Origin of the sequence: Cohnella sp. GCM10027633 (genome assembly GCF_042675445.1) — a bacterium.
Taxonomy (GTDB): Bacteria; Bacillota; Bacilli; order Paenibacillales; family Paenibacillaceae; genus Cohnella.
Genome location: NZ_JBHTGV010000004.1, coordinates 246,567 through 262,250 on the forward strand (window position 1 = coordinate 246,567; position 15,684 = coordinate 262,250).

Annotated in this window: 13 protein-coding genes; 5 read left to right on the forward strand and 8 right to left on the reverse strand. The window is 61.7% G+C overall.

Features of this window, described 5'->3' with window-relative positions:
- Positions 1-32: 32 nt before the first annotated feature.
- From ACFQZG_RS12615 to ACFQZG_RS12625, 3 genes are all read right to left on the reverse strand, one after another.
- Positions 33-1,262, reverse strand: coding sequence for an MFS transporter (locus ACFQZG_RS12615; RefSeq protein ID WP_378152951.1), 1,230 nt, complete (start codon positions 1,260-1,262; stop codon positions 33-35).
- 45 nt (positions 1,263-1,307) lie between these two features.
- On the reverse strand, positions 1,308-2,009 hold the full coding sequence (locus tag ACFQZG_RS12620; protein ID WP_378152953.1) for a queuosine precursor transporter: 702 nt from the start codon (positions 2,007-2,009) through the stop codon (positions 1,308-1,310).
- 144 nt (positions 2,010-2,153) lie between these two features.
- Positions 2,154-3,611 (reverse strand): DHA2 family efflux MFS transporter permease subunit, encoded by a 1,458-nt coding sequence (locus ACFQZG_RS12625; protein WP_378152955.1) that lies wholly within the window; start codon positions 3,609-3,611, stop codon positions 2,154-2,156.
- 123 nt (positions 3,612-3,734) lie between these two features.
- On the opposite strand from ACFQZG_RS12625, the gene ACFQZG_RS12630 reads away from it, so the two are divergent.
- Complete coding sequence (locus tag ACFQZG_RS12630) at positions 3,735-4,292, forward strand: PadR family transcriptional regulator (RefSeq protein ID WP_378152957.1); 558 nt, start codon at positions 3,735-3,737, stop codon at positions 4,290-4,292.
- Positions 4,293-4,346: 54 nt separating this feature from the next.
- Here the strand turns inward: ACFQZG_RS12630 and ACFQZG_RS12635 are convergent, their stop codons facing one another.
- Positions 4,347-5,744 carry a hypothetical protein gene (locus ACFQZG_RS12635; RefSeq protein ID WP_378152959.1) on the reverse strand — a complete coding sequence of 466 codons (1,398 nt, stop codon included), beginning with the start codon at positions 5,742-5,744 and terminating at the stop codon, positions 4,347-4,349.
- Positions 5,745-5,989: 245 nt separating this feature from the next.
- Between ACFQZG_RS12635 and ACFQZG_RS12640 the strand changes: the two genes are divergently transcribed.
- The 4 genes from ACFQZG_RS12640 to ACFQZG_RS12655 are packed head-to-tail and all read left to right on the forward strand — an operon-like array spanning position 5,990 to position 7,889.
- Positions 5,990-6,571 (forward strand): hypothetical protein, encoded by a 582-nt coding sequence (locus ACFQZG_RS12640; RefSeq protein WP_378152961.1) that lies wholly within the window; start codon positions 5,990-5,992, stop codon positions 6,569-6,571.
- Positions 6,537-6,803, forward strand: coding sequence for a hypothetical protein (locus ACFQZG_RS12645; protein WP_378152963.1), 267 nt, complete (start codon positions 6,537-6,539; stop codon positions 6,801-6,803). Before ACFQZG_RS12640 ends, ACFQZG_RS12645 begins: the two co-directional genes overlap by 35 nt.
- 10 nt (positions 6,804-6,813) lie before the next feature.
- A complete protein-coding gene (locus tag ACFQZG_RS12650; RefSeq protein ID WP_378152965.1) occupies positions 6,814-7,584 on the forward strand; it encodes a hypothetical protein in 771 nt (256 codons plus the stop codon).
- Positions 7,585-7,616: 32 nt separating this feature from the next.
- A complete protein-coding gene (locus ACFQZG_RS12655; protein WP_378152967.1) occupies positions 7,617-7,889 on the forward strand; it encodes a hypothetical protein in 273 nt (90 codons plus the stop codon).
- Positions 7,890-7,963: 74 nt separating this feature from the next.
- Here the strand turns inward: ACFQZG_RS12655 and ACFQZG_RS12660 are convergent, their stop codons facing one another.
- The 4 genes from ACFQZG_RS12660 to ACFQZG_RS12675 all read right to left on the reverse strand — a co-directional run bounded on the left by ACFQZG_RS12660 (position 7,964) and on the right by ACFQZG_RS12675 (position 15,529).
- Complete coding sequence (locus ACFQZG_RS12660; protein ID WP_378152969.1) at positions 7,964-8,581, reverse strand: 4-hydroxybenzoate synthetase; 618 nt, start codon at positions 8,579-8,581, stop codon at positions 7,964-7,966.
- Positions 8,582-8,632: 51 nt separating this feature from the next.
- Positions 8,633-10,381: an AMP-binding protein gene (locus tag ACFQZG_RS12665; RefSeq protein WP_378152971.1), complete on the reverse strand. Its 1,749-nt coding sequence runs from the start codon at positions 10,379-10,381 to the stop codon at positions 8,633-8,635.
- 13 nt (positions 10,382-10,394) lie between these two features.
- Positions 10,395-11,741: a phenylacetate--CoA ligase family protein gene (locus ACFQZG_RS12670; protein WP_378152973.1), complete on the reverse strand. Its 1,347-nt coding sequence runs from the start codon at positions 11,739-11,741 to the stop codon at positions 10,395-10,397.
- 191 nt (positions 11,742-11,932) lie between these two features.
- Positions 11,933-15,529 carry a glycoside hydrolase family 44 protein gene (locus ACFQZG_RS12675; protein WP_378152975.1) on the reverse strand — a complete coding sequence of 1,199 codons (3,597 nt, stop codon included), beginning with the start codon at positions 15,527-15,529 and terminating at the stop codon, positions 11,933-11,935.
- Positions 15,530-15,684 lie beyond the last annotated feature (155 nt).

The window sequence follows — 15,684 nt, forward strand, 5'->3', positions numbered from 1 at the left end:
ATCGTCCGATCGGCTTGCGCCAATGCAATCGCTTATTTCGAGATGCCGACCTTGCGGTCCGGCGGAAGCAGCAGCGCGCTGAGCCCGACGAGCGGAAGGAAGCTGCACCAGAACATGACCGGCGACAGGCCGAACACGTCGGCCATCTTGCCGAGCGCTACCGCACCGATCGCGCCCATCCCGAACGCGAGGCCGGTCGTCAGTCCGGACGCCATGCCGACCTTGGAAGGCATCAGGAACTGCGCGTAGACGACCGCTACCGAGAAGCCCGACAGGATGACGAAGCCGAGCAGCGCGATGATCGGGTAGACGAGGTACAGCGGCAGATGCGGCAGCGCCAGCGCGAGAGGCGCCGCGCCCAGGATCGAGAACACGATCATGTTCTTCAGCCCGAACCGGTCCGCCAGCACGCCGCCGAAGTACGTGCCGAGCACGCCGGCCGCGAGGAACAGGAACACCGGAACCTGCGCTTGCTGCATCGTCAATCCGTAATCGTGCTCCAAGTAAAATTGATAATAACTGCTGATGCCCGAATGGTACCATGACCGCGCGAAGACGAGGAATATCAGCAGGCCGAGCGCGAACTTCATTCGCGGATGATCCGAGAGCTCCGCCGATTTCGTCTTCGAGGCGAGCCGCCGTTCCCGCTCTTGCTCCCACTCCGCGAGCTTCTTCTTGTACCAGGGAACGAGCCCGAGCAGCACCGCGATCGCCATGCCGGCGAACAGCGTTCCCCACATCGCGCCGATCTGTCCGAACGGCACGAAGATGAAGATCGTCATGAGCGGCGCGAGCGAGCTGCCCGCGTTGCCGCCGACCTGGTACACCGACTGCGCGAAGCCGCGCCGGCCTCCCGAAGCGAAGTACACGATGCGCGAGCCTTCCGGATGGAAGATCGCGGAGCCGAGGCCGATGAACACGACCGCGAGCAGCAAGTACCAGAAGTGCGGCGCCAGCGCGATGCCGACCATGCCGACGAGGCTAAGCCCCATGCCGATCGGCAGCACCATCGGAATCGGCTTGCGATCGGAATACGCGCCGACGACCGGCTGCATGACCGACGACGTCATATTGAGCATGAAGCCGATCCAGCCGACTTGCACGTAGCTCAGGTCGAGCGATTTTTCCAGTATCGGGTACAGCGCGGGCACGACCGCCTGCATCGAATCGTTGAGCATGTGTACCAAGCTGATGGCCAGCAGAATCGGCAATACCGTCGCGGATTGCGCCGATGCGCTGCGGGTCGAAGCGGTTGAAGCCATGTGCTAACCTCCCGGGTAGGGGCGATGCAGGAGTTGCGAAGTCTGCTATTCGTCCTTGAACTTGAAGCTTCTTGCGATATAGATGACCGGCGTGCAAGCCACCGAGATAATGAATTTGATCAGGTAAGTCGTGAGCGCGATCTCTCTCCAGACCGCCCACGTGTAGTCGTCGTTGCCGAGGATCGGGGCGAACGCGATCGTGCAGAACACGAGCGTATCGACGAGCTGGCTTAAGCCGATACTCCCGTTCAGCCGCAGCCACAGTTGATTGCGAGCCGGATACTTGCGTTTCAGCCTGCTGAACACTTGAACGTCGAGCAGTTGGCTGATCGCGTACGCGGCCAAGCTTCCGAGCGCGATGCGCGGCATCAGTCCGAAGATCGTCTCCAGCGAGCCTTGCGCGAAGTCGCTCTCCGCCGGCGTGAACTTCAGCACCATCTGCATCATGATCGTAGACATGATAAGGATGAAGAAGCCGAACCAGACCGCCTTCCTAGCTTCCTTGGCGCCGTACTTCTCGTTGATCAAGTCGGTCGTCAAGTAGATCGTGCCGTAGATCGTGTTGCCGAGCGTCATGATAAGACCGAACAGCTCGATCTGCTTCACCACCTGAATGTTGGCGAGCACGACCGCTGCGCCGATCCAGGCATACAGCCCTTGCTTCCCGAACAGCCGGTAGCAAGCGAGGAACAGCGCGAAGTTGACCAGGACGAACAAGGCGCCCCAGCCGAGGTTGTACGTGAACATAGTGAATCATGCCTCCTAGTTTTGTTAACGCGGGAGTTCGCGAACCGCGGCTCCGCTTTGCGGAGCAAACGACTAATTATAGCACGATAAGAAAAACCCGGCGAACGGAAAATCGTTCCGCTCGTCCGGGCGTTTCGATGCGATTTACGCGGCTTTGCCGGCTTGCTGATCGTCGCCGAGCGGCTTCACCTTGCGGTTGAACAACGCCAGCGGCATCGCGAGCGCGGCGACGTACGTCGCGACCAGGTACACGTCGTTGACGCTCATCGTGAACGACATGATCTGGATGAAATGCTGGTCGGTCTCCCCGGAGGCGAACAAGTTGGCCCCGTGGCTGGCGCCGCGCGAAGCGAGCATCGTCGTGAATATCGCGATGGCGAACGAGCCGAATACGTTCCGCGTCCAGTTCATGATCGCGGAGGCATGACCGCTCAGCTCCCGCGGCAGAAGCTCCATGCCCGCGTTGCTCGAAGGCATCATGACCATCGCGATACCGAGGTTGCGGACGGTCATCCAGACGATGATGTACGTCCGCGAGACATCGATGCTGAGCCAGCTGAGCATCAGCGTGCCGATCGTGAGCAGGACGATGCCGACGATCATGAGCGGACGAGGTCCGACGCGGCCGTACAGCTTGCCGACGATCGGCATGACGAGCGCCATCGCCAGCGAAGCCGGCAGCAGGATCAAGCCCGTGTCCATCGCCGATACTCCCTGCACGCTCTGCAGGAAGACGGGCGTGAACATCGTTCCGGCGTACAGGCTGATCGTCAGAATGTTCGCGATGACGGTATTCAGCGTATAGCGGCCGTTCTTGAACACTCTCAGGTTCAAGAGAGGCGATTCCGCGGTCAGCTCGCGCCAGACGAACAGCACCAGCGTAACCGCGCCGAACGCGAGCAAGCCGATGACTTTGGCCGTGTCCCAGCCCCAGTTATGTCCCTGGCCGAGAGCGAGCAGCAGCGACGAGCTGCTGGCAAGGACGAGCAGGAATCCGAGCGCGTCGAAGCTCTTCGGCACGCTAAGACGGTAATACGGAATGTACAGCGCGACGCAGATAATGGCGATAATACCAACGGGCACGTTGATCAGGAACAGCCATTGCCAATCGTAATTTTGCAGCAGCCACCCCGCGAGGGTCGGACCGAACGCCGGCGCCATCATCGAAGCGAGCCCCCATAGCGCGACGGCCATCGGCTGCTTGTCCCGCGGAATGACCTGGTAGACGATCGACATCGTCGCCGGCATGATCAAGCCGCTGAACGCGCCTTGAACGACGCGGAAGGCGATCAGAGCGTATTCGTTCCAAGCGACCGCGCATAGCACGGATGCGAGCGTGAAGCCGACGAGCGAATACAGATAGACGCGCTTATAGCTGAACCGCTCGCCCAAGTAACCGACGATCGGGGCGAACGTGCCCATCGCTAGCATGAAGCCGGTCATCGTCCACGTAATCGTGTCGAGCGACGTCTCGAAATGCTTCCCGAGCAAATCGAGAGCGAGCGTGATCGTGCTGGAAGCCAGAATGCAAACGAACGAACCGATAAAAATCGCAACCATAATCGGCCAGAAACGTACTTGCTGATTGAACCCGTTACTCATTGTTGCTTATCCACATCCCCTAGTTTGGATCTATGTCTTTTTTTACATATTAATAAAGCGCACCATATCATACTATGGGATAATGGGTATGTCAAAGTTTACTTATGCGCCGGAGGCACCGTTATGAACACCTTATCCTACGGATTGTTGAGCATACTCTCGCAGGCTTCCTTTTCCGGGTACGACCTGATGCTGAGAACGCAGCCGTTCTGGCCGGCCAAGCACAGCCAAATCTATCCTTTGCTCGCGAATTTGGAGAAGGAAGAATACGTCAGCTACGAGCACGTCTGCCAGAGCGACAAGCCGGACAAGAAAGTGTATTCGTTGACCGAAAAGGGCAAAGAGGCGCTGCGGGGATGGCTGACCGAGCCCGCGGCCGACCCCGTCACCCGGGACGAGCTCATGCTCAAGACGTACTGCTTGTCCTACACGGACCCGGAGGGCGCGAAGCGGCTGTTCGCCGCGCGCCTCGACTATTACCATACACGGCTGCGCAAGCACGAGAACACCGTCGAGTCGCTGCGCCGGCGAGGCGACTTCCCGGCGAACGGCGAAGCGCCGCCGTTCGATTCGTTGCGATTCGGCGCCTACGTCCTCATGGAGAAGGCGCTGAGGACGACCCGATCGAACATCGAATGGACGGAATGGGCGATGCGGTTGCTCGAATCGCAACGGAAGTAGCCTTGCGCGCGGTCGCGGAACGCTCCGCGACCGCGCGCGCGTTAAAGGCGGGCGTTAGCGGCTTGCCTTGCGTCTGCCGGACGCGATCCGACCGGCCGATTTCTTGAAGAGCGGCTTCGGGCGCGTTGTCGGTCGATTGGCGACTACGCTTCTCTTGGGAGTGGACTTGGCAGCTCCAGTTACGGGCTTCCTCCGGCTCGCGCTTCTCGCTTTGGACGTTGTTCCCGGCTTCCTCTTCGCCAGACCCTTATGCCAGATCCGGCTCGGCGCCGGCGACGCCTTGACTTCGGGCGCCGGAACCGGCGTTGACGGCTCGAGTGCCGGGAACGTCGCGATCGCCTCCGCTTCGGCGGGATTCGTCCGCGGGTACGCGATCGCCGCCGGCGTCGGGGAAGGATCCGGCTGCTGGGCGGCGAACAACTCTTGCGCTTTCATGAGACGGGTCGCGAGCAGCGGTTTGCTCTCGGAAGCGGACGGATCATCGTTCGCCGTGAAGACGACCGGCGGGAGCGCCGGCGGATCGACGGACGGCGGAACGAATACTTTCACGTCGGGAGGGACGATCGGAGCGACCAATTCGCGGAGTGCCTTCGCCCGTTCCTGCTTCGTAACGTCGCGATCGTCTTTGGACGCGCGCGTGGAGAGCGGCTCGATCCGGAACGAACGGTCGATCTCGGCATCCGTCCTTCTCGTTCGCGGCGCTTGGTCGCGGGCCGAATCCTGTCCGCCTTCGGCGCGCCGTTGCCGTCTATCCGTCTCCTCGATCCGACGACGTTTCGACGGGTCGACGCTCGCGTTCGTCGGCTCGGCGGGGCGGAACTTGATCGGCATGAGAGGCGGCGGCGCCGTCGGTTCGGCGCTCGGCGCATGCGCGAGCTTCTCCTCGGCGACCGGCTCCGGCTTCGAGTCATCGTGAAGCGACGTCGTGACGACAAGCTCGGCCTCCGGCTCCGTCGGAGCCGGGAGCGGCTCGATCTGCCTGCTGCGCAATTCGTTGCGGATGAGATTCTCCCATGCGCTTTCGAAGTCGAGAGGTTCTTCCGCGACCGCCTCTTCCTCGACTGCTTCCTCTTCGACCGCTTCTATCGCGACCGTCTCTTCCTCGACTGCTTCCTCTACGACCGCCTCTACTGCGACCGCCTCTTCCTCGACTGCTTCCTCTACGACCGCTTCTATCGCGACCGTCTCTTCCAGAGGCGCTATTTCAATGACCGCTTCTATTTCAGCGCCGTTTTCTAAGATCGCTTCCGCTACGACCGCTTTCTCGGCGTCCGCTTCGACCGCGACCGTCTTTTTCTTCCTCGTGCGCTTGACCGCCGGAGACGCCGCTTCCTCCTGCCCCTCCGCCGGTTCCTTGCGCTTGCGCGCCCGCTTCTTCGCCGCCGCTTCGGGCGACGCCGTATCTACTCCGTTAACCGGAATATCCGGCGCTCCGTCTAATAACTCGCTCACGCTAATGCCTCCCTATGCTGACTGCGATCATATCGGGTCATGAACGCTCCTCTACTATCTTTATGTAGGCAGTCGCGCATGCGGAATACGTCGAAGCAACTTTTCTTCCATAGTCCCGCGTTTTATTCGCCGCCTATTTTTCGATCGTACTCGTATACTTGTCTATCCCGTCGATACAAGCACCCAACACTCATTGCGCCGAAAGGCCATACCGTGAAATGTAATTACCTACTGGAGGTTGGACGATGGCAGCAGACGACTCCTTCAACGCACGGTTCGAAGCGGCGATAGGCCGGCATAACAAGGCCGTTCGCGGAAACCCCGCGGCCGTTCGCGACGCGCACCGGCAATTCGCGGAGCTGCGCGCGATAGATTCGCAGCACGCGCTGCTCGAAGCTTACTACGGCAGCACGCTCGCGATGCTCGCGCGCGACGCCGATCAATTAATCGACAAAGCGGACAAAGCCCAGCACAGTCTCGACATCCTCGATCGCGCGGTCGCGATGGCGCCCGGGGACGCGGTCGTGCGGCTCATTCGCGCGAACGTGTGCATGCGGCTGCCGGATCGGATATTCGACCGGACGCAAACCGCGATCGACGATTTCAAGCATTTGCTCTCGCGGGACGACGGCACTCCCGGCTACCTCGCTCCCGCCCAACGCCAGGAGACGCTGCAAGGTCTTGCTCAAGCTTACGAGAACGCCGGGAAGCACGGGTTGGCGAAGACGATTAGACAGCAGTCGGCCAAGCCTCGTCCGGATGCGGCGCCCCAAGGCAAAGGAGAGAACGATAATGGAAAACAAAGAAAGACTGGGAAAGGCAAGTAGAGCGTTGTTCGTCGTCAGCGTCGTGCTCGGAGTCGTCATGCTCATTCTGGCCGCGCTGGCCATCGTGCTCGGAGCGTTCAAGAGCAAACCGAACGCGGAGCAATCGCTGGCTCTGACGGGTTCGGACGACAGGTCCAGGCGCGACAGACCGTCCGGCTCCGCCGCGAGGCCTCGTCTGATCGAACAGACTGGCTCGAGCCAATCGCTCAAGCGCGCCAAGGGGAAGGAGTGAACGTTGTTCCGTGGGCAACGACAAGAAGAAGCAGGAGAAATTAGCCAAGAAAGCCGCGGCTCCTATCCCGGAACCCTTCGCGAGCCCGTCATCCAAACCGACGAAGAGGGACCGCCGGCTGGCATCCGCCATTCGCGTGCATAACGATGCGGTGTCGGGCGGCCAAGAAGCGGTCGCCAAGGCGGAGGCCGTGTGGGGGCAACTGCGCTTGCGGTTTCCGGACGATGCCGCGGCGAAGGCGTATTACGGCAGCGTGCTCACGCTCAAGGCGCGCGATGCCGAGACGCCGGCCGACAAGCTGACTATAGCCAGGAAGGGACTCGGCCTCCTCGACGAAGCCGTCGCGGCCGAACCCGGCAACCGAACGTTTCGCTTGATCCGCGGCCGCATATGCTATCGCTTGCCCGAGCCGTTCTTCCAGCGCGCGGAAACGGCGGTCGAGGATTACGCCCTGCTGATCGACGAAGAGATCCGCCGTCCCGGCAGCCTCGAGAAGAAGGAGTTCGCGACGCTCGTCTACGAGCTCGGAGAAGCTTATTACCGCACGGAACGGTTACCCGAGGCGCAAGTATGCTTGAAGAAGCTAGAGACGCTTACGACGGATTCGAAGCTGCTGACGCTCGCCAGGACCAGGCAACGCGTCATCGCGTTCAAGCTGGATCGGGCCCGCAACGGGCCAAGCGACTCGTCGCAAGCGACTCCGTTCGAATTGCGCGACTGGGTCAGCGTCGTTCTCGGCGCCGTAGGAGCCGCCGCGCTCAGCTTCGCGCATCGCCAATAACCGCCATCTCGATCGCGGAAGGGGGTGAAGCCTTGCCTATCAGAGAAGATTTGGACGCGTTCAAGAACGTCTTCAACGAAGAAGCCGGCGTGTTCATCGAGAAGTTACGGAACGCCGCGGCGGACGGCGCGCAGTCGATCAGCGAGCAATTGAAGGAATCCGCCGTCGAACTGCTGCCGGAATCGGCCGTCATCGCCGACAAGCTCAGGACCGCTTTCCAGAGCGGCGCGACGATCGCCGGCGAACAGATTGCCGCCGCCGGCGCGCGATTCGCAGAAGCGCTCAGAGCCGCCAGGCCGAAGTAAGCGACTCTCTCCGACGACGATAACAAGAAGGCTCACGAGCGGGTTTTCGCCGCCGTGAGCCTTCTTTGTCGCTTCTACCAATCGCCGCCCCGCAACAATCGATGCCGGACGATATCCGGATTGAAATACTCGAGCAGATGAATGCCCGGCTCTTCGCCGAAATAGATCGCGTATCGCTTGAACGGCACGTTCGAAGCCGCCTGCCGGTCCGGGAAGCTCAGCTTCGCCGGTTCGCCGAACAGGTCGACGATCGCTCCGTCGCTCCTCCAACCGCATTCCGACAGCCGCCTCGACGTCTGTATGCCGAGCGATTGAATCGTCTTGCCGATTCCGTCCTGCTTCGCCGCGAGCGCTTCGAACATGGCGGGGGGCACGCAACGAGAGCATACGATCGCATAGTTGTGCGATACGGCGAATCCCGTCCGATCGCCGGTCAGCACCGATTCCCGCAAGTAATAGGGGCCGCCCGACAGGCCTGCGCCGATATCGATATCCGCCGCGTCGATTTGTTGCTGCCGAACGACTTGGACCGTCATTTTCTCATCCAACAAGGTTTCCAGTAAATCCGTCGTACGCCCGTCGGTCGTCAGTAAAATATCGAATAACAGCTGGTGCAGTTGATTGAGCATTAATTGCTCGATTCCCGGGTTCATGTCTACCATGCCTACGAACTTCCCTCCTTCGGCGCTCATGTGCCTCCTTGCTCCGACAACCTCCTTGACCTATTATCTTCGGGCCCTCCGTTATACGTCCTCGTCCCGCAAATCCTCCATCAGCCGTTGCGCCTTCTTGTGCTTCGGATCGCGCCGCAAGGCGACGGCCAGCATCTCGATCGCCTTCTCCGGCTCGTTCAGCTTCAGGTGGCATTGTCCGAGCGACACCCAGACGTCCGTATCCTCGAGCCCCTGCTCGAGGCAATACCTGAACTCCTCCGCCGCGCGGGCAGGATTGCCTCCGAGCGATTCGGGCGTGTTGAGCAGCCTTGCCCCGTTCATTCGCCTCGCGAGCGGAAGCGACGGGTCGATGTCCATCGCCGTCTTGACTTCGTTCTCGAATAGCGGAAGCAGCTTGATCTTCTCCTGCATGTTCCCCGCTTCGATTAATCGGCCGTAAGCCGCGGCCAGCCATGCGCGCGCCTCGGCGTTGCGGTCGTTCAGCGCGATCGCCTCCTCGAAGGCGGCTCTCGATTCGGCGAACCGATCGCCGAGGAACGCTTCCGTGCCGCGTTCGATCAGCTCCCGGACCGGATCGACGCTCCGCCTCAGCCGCTCGATATAGACCGGCTTCTTCGACGGCTCGTTATGCAACAGTTCCTCTCGGCCCAGCAGTACGCCGTCGGCCGCGACTTCCAGCGTGACGGGCACGCGCAGCATGCCGGCGAGCTGCGCCTTCGCCGCGTCGATCGACCACTCGGCGCTCCGATGCGAGTCGATCAGCACGTGAAGCCCGCGCTCCCGTTCGATGACGCGCCAGGCGTCCGGCGCCGGCACGAGCGAATAGACGGCTTCCTGAATGTTGCCTGCATCGAGCGTCGTCGTCCCGAAGACGATTCTGTCTTTGCTCCGGCCGTAGTGGGTCAGCGCCGCGCCGGCGCGCCCGCATAAGCATCGGCTAGGCGCCATCGAGACGATATCTTCATTGAAGTAGCGCAGCAGCGGGGAAGCGCGATGGGATAGCGTCGTAATGGCGGCGAAGCCCCGTTGTCCGTCCGGAACCGGCGTTACGCCGTCCGCGTCCAGCACCTCGACGATGAAATCCCGCTCCGCGACGTGCATGACCCCATGCTCGCACATGACGGCGATGTTCGCCGTTTCCGTCGAGCCGTACAGATTGAACGCGGGCACGCCCCATAACCGTTCGATGTGCGCCCTGCGGGCGTCGCTCATCAGTTCGCCCGCGACGCATATCGCCCTAAGCGCGGGATACTCTGCGCACGGCTGCTCCCCGAGCAGCCGCGACGTCTCCGCGAGCAGCTCCATCTCCCGGGGTAGTCCCGCGAGCACCGTGACGCCGAGCCGCTTCATCAGGCCGAGCACACGAGGGTACGGCGTAACCGTCGTGCGGCCGCTGGCCGGAACGATGCCCGCGCCCGTCTGCCGGCATGCCTGCTGCATCAGGAACGCCGGAAGCGACATCGCGTACGGAAACCGGACAAGGACGAGATCGTTCGCCGCAAGGTTGACCCCGCACTCCTTCAGTTGCCTGCCGCCCGTCTCCAAGTCTTCCGCCGTGAACCAAGACGCGGAAGGCTCCCCCGTCGTGCCGAACGATTCGTGATATTGCGCCACCTCTTCCGCGTCGACGGCCAGATATCCGAAGGAGCCGGCCTTCCGCAGCTCTTCCTTCGTCGTAAGGGGCAGCTTGCGCATGTCCGCGAACCCGATGTTCGCCGTATCGCGACCGGTCAGCTTCTCCCGGTATAGCGGTGATTGGGTAATGCGAGAGAGCAGATCCTTAAGCTTGCGTTCCCGCTCCTCGATGAGATTGGACATGGCGATTCTCCTTTTATCGAATAATGACGCGCGTCGCTTTGCCGAACGTGCGGGGAATGTCGTGCCTGACGACGACCTCGCACGTCTCGCCGATCGCGTCTTCCATATGCCGTTGCACTTTCCGCGCCAGCTTGTCGTCGCCGAGCGTCGTCCGGTGCGGCTCGACTTCGATCGTCAGCTTGCCTTGCTCGACGATGAAGCGATACCAGAGGCCGATCTCCCGCACTTCCAGCAGGAACTGCTCCAGCAGAAAAGGCGAATAGTCGTTGCCGCCTAACCGGATCATGTTCTCCATCCGTCCCCGAAGCTGCAACACGTCCATCGTAATGCCGCACGCGCACGTAGAGCGCTGCATATAGCCGATATCGCCGCTGCGATAACGCATCATCGGCATCCCTTCGCGCAGCAGCGTCGTCATGACGATCTCTCCCGTCTGTCCGTAGCCGAGCCGAGCGCCCGTATCCGGATCGACGATCTCCATGTAGACGTGCCCTTCCGCGACGTGATAGCCCGCGTGTTCCTTGCATTCGATGCCGACGACGCCGCACTCCGTGGAGCCGTAGAAGAACGACGCCTCGCAGCCCCACCATTGCTCCAGCCGCTTGCGGAACGTGTACGAGCAGCCTTCGCCCGTCAGTATAATCCGGCGCAGCTTGAAGTCGACGCCCGGCTGGTAGCCGAACTTCTCGCATTCCTCCGCCAGCAGCGCGGCATAGGACGGCGTCGTGGCGAGAACCGTCGCCTCGTACTCCTTCATCAAGGCGAGAGACTTGTCCACCGGTGCCATATACCCGCCTTTGCCGAGCGACAGAATGGCCGACCCGAAGGCGAATTGGAACAGCCGCTGGAAGCCGAGGCCCGGCAAAGCGAATTCGTACGGCAGCGCGATCGCCACGACGTCGTCGTCCGTCTCCGGAAACAATTCCAAGTATTTGGGCAACAAATCGTACACGTATTGGTCCCCGAGCGTATACGACGTATAGATCGGCTTACCCGAGGTGCCGCTCGTCAAGTGCACTTGGCCGATTTGCCGCGGGTTCACGCACAACAGCTTCGATTTATCCCCGCGGATGACGTCTTTGCGAAGGAGAGGCACTTTGCCGAACTCGGCGAGCGAAGCGATGACCGGCGATTCGAAGCCGGCCGCTTGCAGCGCCTCGCGATAGTACTCGTTATTGTTCCATATATGGGAGAGCGTCAGATTGAGCGCCTCCAGCTGATAGCGTTCGCGGCGTTCCCGCGGAAGCTTCTCGAGCGTGACGCCCTCTTCGTCCAATTTCCGGTAGAACTCTTGAAGCTGCGACAGGTGCGACGGGGGCTCGTCGATCGAGACGTTCATTTTGTGTGATTGCGTGTTCATGAGTACCCTCCTTGCCATGCATGTTTCAGTGGCGTTCGCGATTTATGATAAGTGATCGCTTATGGCGTAACAATCGACAACAGCCCGAATCCTCGCGCGCGCGCGCAAAATGGGTACAACCCTCGCTCGAACCTCCCCGAAGACGTCGAAAACCGCCGGGGTTTCCCCCGGCGGCCTTGGCCTTGCGATGCTTATGGAATGACGACCAACGCGGCCGACTTTGGCGGCATCTTCAGCGAGAAGCCATCCGCCGCGACGTTCGCGGCGCCGCCGGCCGACAGCCGCTTCGACGAATCGAAGCGATAGACGGCAGCCTGGCCCTCTTCGAACGCGCCGCTCACGTTCACTTCGCGGATCGCGCTGTCTTTGTTGAACAGCAGCACGTACGTCTTGCCGTCGTCTCCGGCGATCGTGTACGCGCCGAGCGCGTCCGGAATCGCGCTCTTCGTGGAGACGCTATCCCCGTCGATCCGGCTGCCTTGCCCGTCGTAATCGAGATACAGCTTGAACGCGTCCTCGATCGGCGTGCCGGCCTTCACGACGCCGAACCTCGTCGCCAGATCGACGCCTTCCCGGCCGAAGATCGCGAGCGCCTCGGCTTGCGCGAGTCCCGCGCTGACGCCGTCGCCGTTGCCGAAGTTGTATTCGGTGATCGCGAGCTTCATGCCCGGCACGCTGCCCGCGATCATCTCCTTCATGCGCGGAATGAGACGGATCGGCTCCTGGATCCACGATTGGTCGACGAAGTTCGGGTCGTAGAGCGACTTCAGCGATTGGAACCTGCGCTTCGCCGCTGCCGGCCCTTCTTCTCCCGAAGTTACGACGCCCTCTTGCGGATAGAAGTGAATGTCGAGATAGTCGACGAGACGTACGCCCGTCTCTTCTTCGTGCGCCTTGATCTGCTCCAGGTACCATTCCAGGAACGGCTTGCCGTCGTGCGCCTGCCGGTCCGGACCGTCGGCGCAATTGTCCGCCGAAGAGTAGAAGTACGCGCACCAGCCCCAAGACGTCGGACCGAACACTTGCGCCTTGTCGTCGGTCGCCTTGATCGCGCTGCCGTATTGCTCGGTGAAGCCCCAGATCTCGTCGTACGTCGGCGCTTCCGGATGGACGTCGCGATGCGTCACGTGCCAGATTTCCGGCTCGTTGTCCAGCGCGTAATAGTGCAGCTTATCGTCCGTTCGCTCGGAGATATGCTTCATCCAGTCGGTGACGAATTCCGTCCCGATCCGCTTGGACGTATCCGTCGGATCGTTGCCAACGATCAGATCGCCGTTCTTGTATACCCCGTTGCCCGCGTCCGGATGCTCCGGCGCGAAGCTCTCCTGCTCCCCGTACTTGGCGCGGCTGAAGCCGAACGCCAGCTCTCGCGACTTCGGCGTCCAGCCGATCGTCGGCACGGTCAGCAGCACGTTGCCGCCTTGCGCGTGCACGCCGTCGATGAACCGGTCCGACGTCGATCCGTTCGGCAGCGCCTCCGGATTATCGTTGTCGTACGGATAGTTCATGAAGAACCAGTCCGACGCCCGGTTCGCGACGTCGAGCTGCCAGTTGTAGCGGGTCGTATTGTTGCCGCCCCACCGTTGAACCGGGAACGCGAGCGTCGAATCGGTCTCGTTGTTGTCGTTGTAGTTAATGCCGTAGATTTCCGAATTGATCGGCTTGCGGTCCGCGGCCATATCGACCGTAACGGCCACGGACGGCAGCACCGGCTCGGGCAGCTCGCCCGCGTGAAGATTGCGAAGCAGCTTCACGTCGTCGATGTACACCGCGGCTTGATCGCTCTCCGTCGCCGCCTGGAAAATAAACCCGTCGAACTCCCCTTCGGTAATGCCCATGTCCGCCAAGTTCACGGTCACTTTCGTCCATGCGTTCGCCGGCAAGACGCCGCCTTCCGCGTACGCCGCCAAGTCGACCGCGCCGATGCCCATGTTGCCGTTATAGCCGTGGAACAGAAGCTTCTGCCCGCCGGTCGCTCCGCCGTGAATCCAGAACTCGACGCCGTAGTAATCGGACGCCTGCTTCTTCTCGCCGCTAACGAGCCATACGCCGTCCCAGCCATCGGGCTCGAACTTGATCGACAGCTCGCCATCGTGCGCCTGCTCGGCGTTCGCCAGATCCTTGTCGTGCCAGCTTTGATTGCGGTAGCCGTCCGCGAGCCCGTCGGCGTATACGGCTTCTTCCGCGATTTCCGTCACTTGCACGTAAGCGACCGCGACGTGTTCCTTGTACGTAGCCGTTATCTTCGCAATGCCGACGGATAGCGCCGCGATGTCGCCGCCGTTCACGCTCGCGACTTCCGGGCGATCGGACGTCCACTCGGCTTCGTCCGAGACGATGTCCGTCGCGCCCGTCTCGACGAGCGATTCCGCGTTCAACCGGTTCGTGTCTCCCGGCAACAGGACGAGCTCCGGCTTGTCCATCCGGACTTCCACGAGCTTCGGCGGAGCGACGTATTTGCGCACGAGCGCGATGTCGTCAAGGTAGACGTCGCTCTGGACGCCGCCTACTCCCGCGATGATCAGGCCGTCGAACAACCCGCCGGGCAGCTTCAAGTCCGCCAGCAAGAACTCGAGCTTCGTCCATTCGCCGGCCGGCGCGCCGCCTTCTCCGAACAACTCCGCGGACGACAGCTCCTTGACCGCCTGTCCGCCGGCCATGAACACGAGCTTCAGACGCTGCCCTCCTTCGTCGCCGCCGTGAATCCATAGCCTTAGCTTCTCGAATTCTTTGTCCGTCAAGATCCGATCGCTATACAGATAGATCGGCGCGTCTCCGCTCGGGGAGAAGCGGATCGCGTTCTCTCCGGTATGCACCGTCCCTTGCTCGGCGAGATCGACGTCCGCCCAGCCGTAATTAGCGAACTGCCCGCCGAGCGCGTCGTCGTACGCGTACACTCCGTCGATCGGTTCGATCGGGGCGACGCTGCTCCGCTCCAGCACGTTCAGCTCGAGCACCGCTTCGAATCCCCCGTAGCGAGCGACGATCGTCGTTTGTCCCGGCTTCAAGCCTTGGATCAGCCCGCCCGAGACGCCGGCTACCTCCGGATCGCCGGAAACCCACGTCGCTCCTTCGGCCAACGAAGCCAGCGCCCCGCTCTCGTAGCGGGCCAGGAGCGGCGCGTTCGCCAGTCCGCCCTCGCGGACGATCAGCTGAGGCTGCTCGAACAGCAAGCCGACGATGTCGCCTGCCGGCGGCTCTTCTTCGCCCGGTTGTTCGCCGCCCGTCGTCGCGCCTTCCGGCACGAAAGCGACTTCGTCTATATAGACCGAGTCTTGTTCGCCTTCTCCCCACAGCCAGATGCCGTCGATCAAGCCGGCTGCGCCATTGGGTGCCAGCGGGATGACCACTTCGCTCCACTCGCCCGCCTTGATGCCGCCCGGTATCAGTTCCGCGACTTGCTTCTCCATGACCGTCTGTCCCCCGAGCGACAGCACGGCCTTCAACTGCTGGCCGCCCGTGCTTCCGCCATGAATCCAGAACCGCAAGGCGCCGTATTCGGCAGTCGACAACACCCTGTCTTTATACAAATACAGCGCGGTCCCGCCATTTGGCTTGAGCCGGATCGAACGCGCGCCTTCCTTCGCGTAATCGGCCGATGCCAGATCGGCTTCCGCCCAGCCGTAGTTGACGAACGCCCCGGACAGCGCTTCGTCGTATACGACGAGTTCCTCGGACGCTCTGCCCTCGGCTCGCGGCGACCATACCCACTGGCTCCATAACATCAGCAGCGCCAGACTTGCCGCCAATACGATTCTGCTTCTTGCGCTTAACCTGCTTCTTTCCATCACGTCTTGTCCCCTTCCGACGCGGCTCTTGCCTTCCCGCCGCTTCCCTCCGATCGTACCCGCTCGTGACGTAACCGGCCTAGTGACGCGAGTCATCGTTTTTGTCACTGCGGTCATGACATGCGCCGCGACCGATCTCCGGCGGCCTAACCTGT

Excerpts from the sequence above, each read along its gene's own strand:
- ACFQZG_RS12675 (WP_378152975.1), bottom strand. The coding sequence starts at position 15,529 with ATGGAAAGAAGCAGGTTAAGCGCAAGAAGCAGAATCGTATTGGCGGCA.
- ACFQZG_RS12670 (WP_378152973.1), bottom strand. The coding sequence starts at position 11,741 with ATGAACACGCAATCACACAAAATGAACGTCTCGATCGACGAGCCCCCG.
- ACFQZG_RS12660 (WP_378152969.1), bottom strand. The coding sequence starts at position 8,581 with ATGAGCGCCGAAGGAGGGAAGTTCGTAGGCATGGTAGACATGAACCCG.
- ACFQZG_RS12625 (WP_378152955.1), bottom strand. The coding sequence starts at position 3,611 with ATGAGTAACGGGTTCAATCAGCAAGTACGTTTCTGGCCGATTATGGTT.
- ACFQZG_RS12645 (WP_378152963.1), top strand. The coding sequence starts at position 6,537 with ATGGAAAACAAAGAAAGACTGGGAAAGGCAAGTAGAGCGTTGTTCGTC.
- ACFQZG_RS12630 (WP_378152957.1), top strand. The coding sequence starts at position 3,735 with ATGAACACCTTATCCTACGGATTGTTGAGCATACTCTCGCAGGCTTCC.
- ACFQZG_RS12615 (WP_378152951.1), bottom strand. The coding sequence starts at position 1,262 with ATGGCTTCAACCGCTTCGACCCGCAGCGCATCGGCGCAATCCGCGACG.
- ACFQZG_RS12665 (WP_378152971.1), bottom strand. The coding sequence starts at position 10,381 with ATGTCCAATCTCATCGAGGAGCGGGAACGCAAGCTTAAGGATCTGCTC.
- ACFQZG_RS12640 (WP_378152961.1), top strand. The coding sequence starts at position 5,990 with ATGGCAGCAGACGACTCCTTCAACGCACGGTTCGAAGCGGCGATAGGC.
- ACFQZG_RS12620 (WP_378152953.1), bottom strand. The coding sequence starts at position 2,009 with ATGTTCACGTACAACCTCGGCTGGGGCGCCTTGTTCGTCCTGGTCAAC.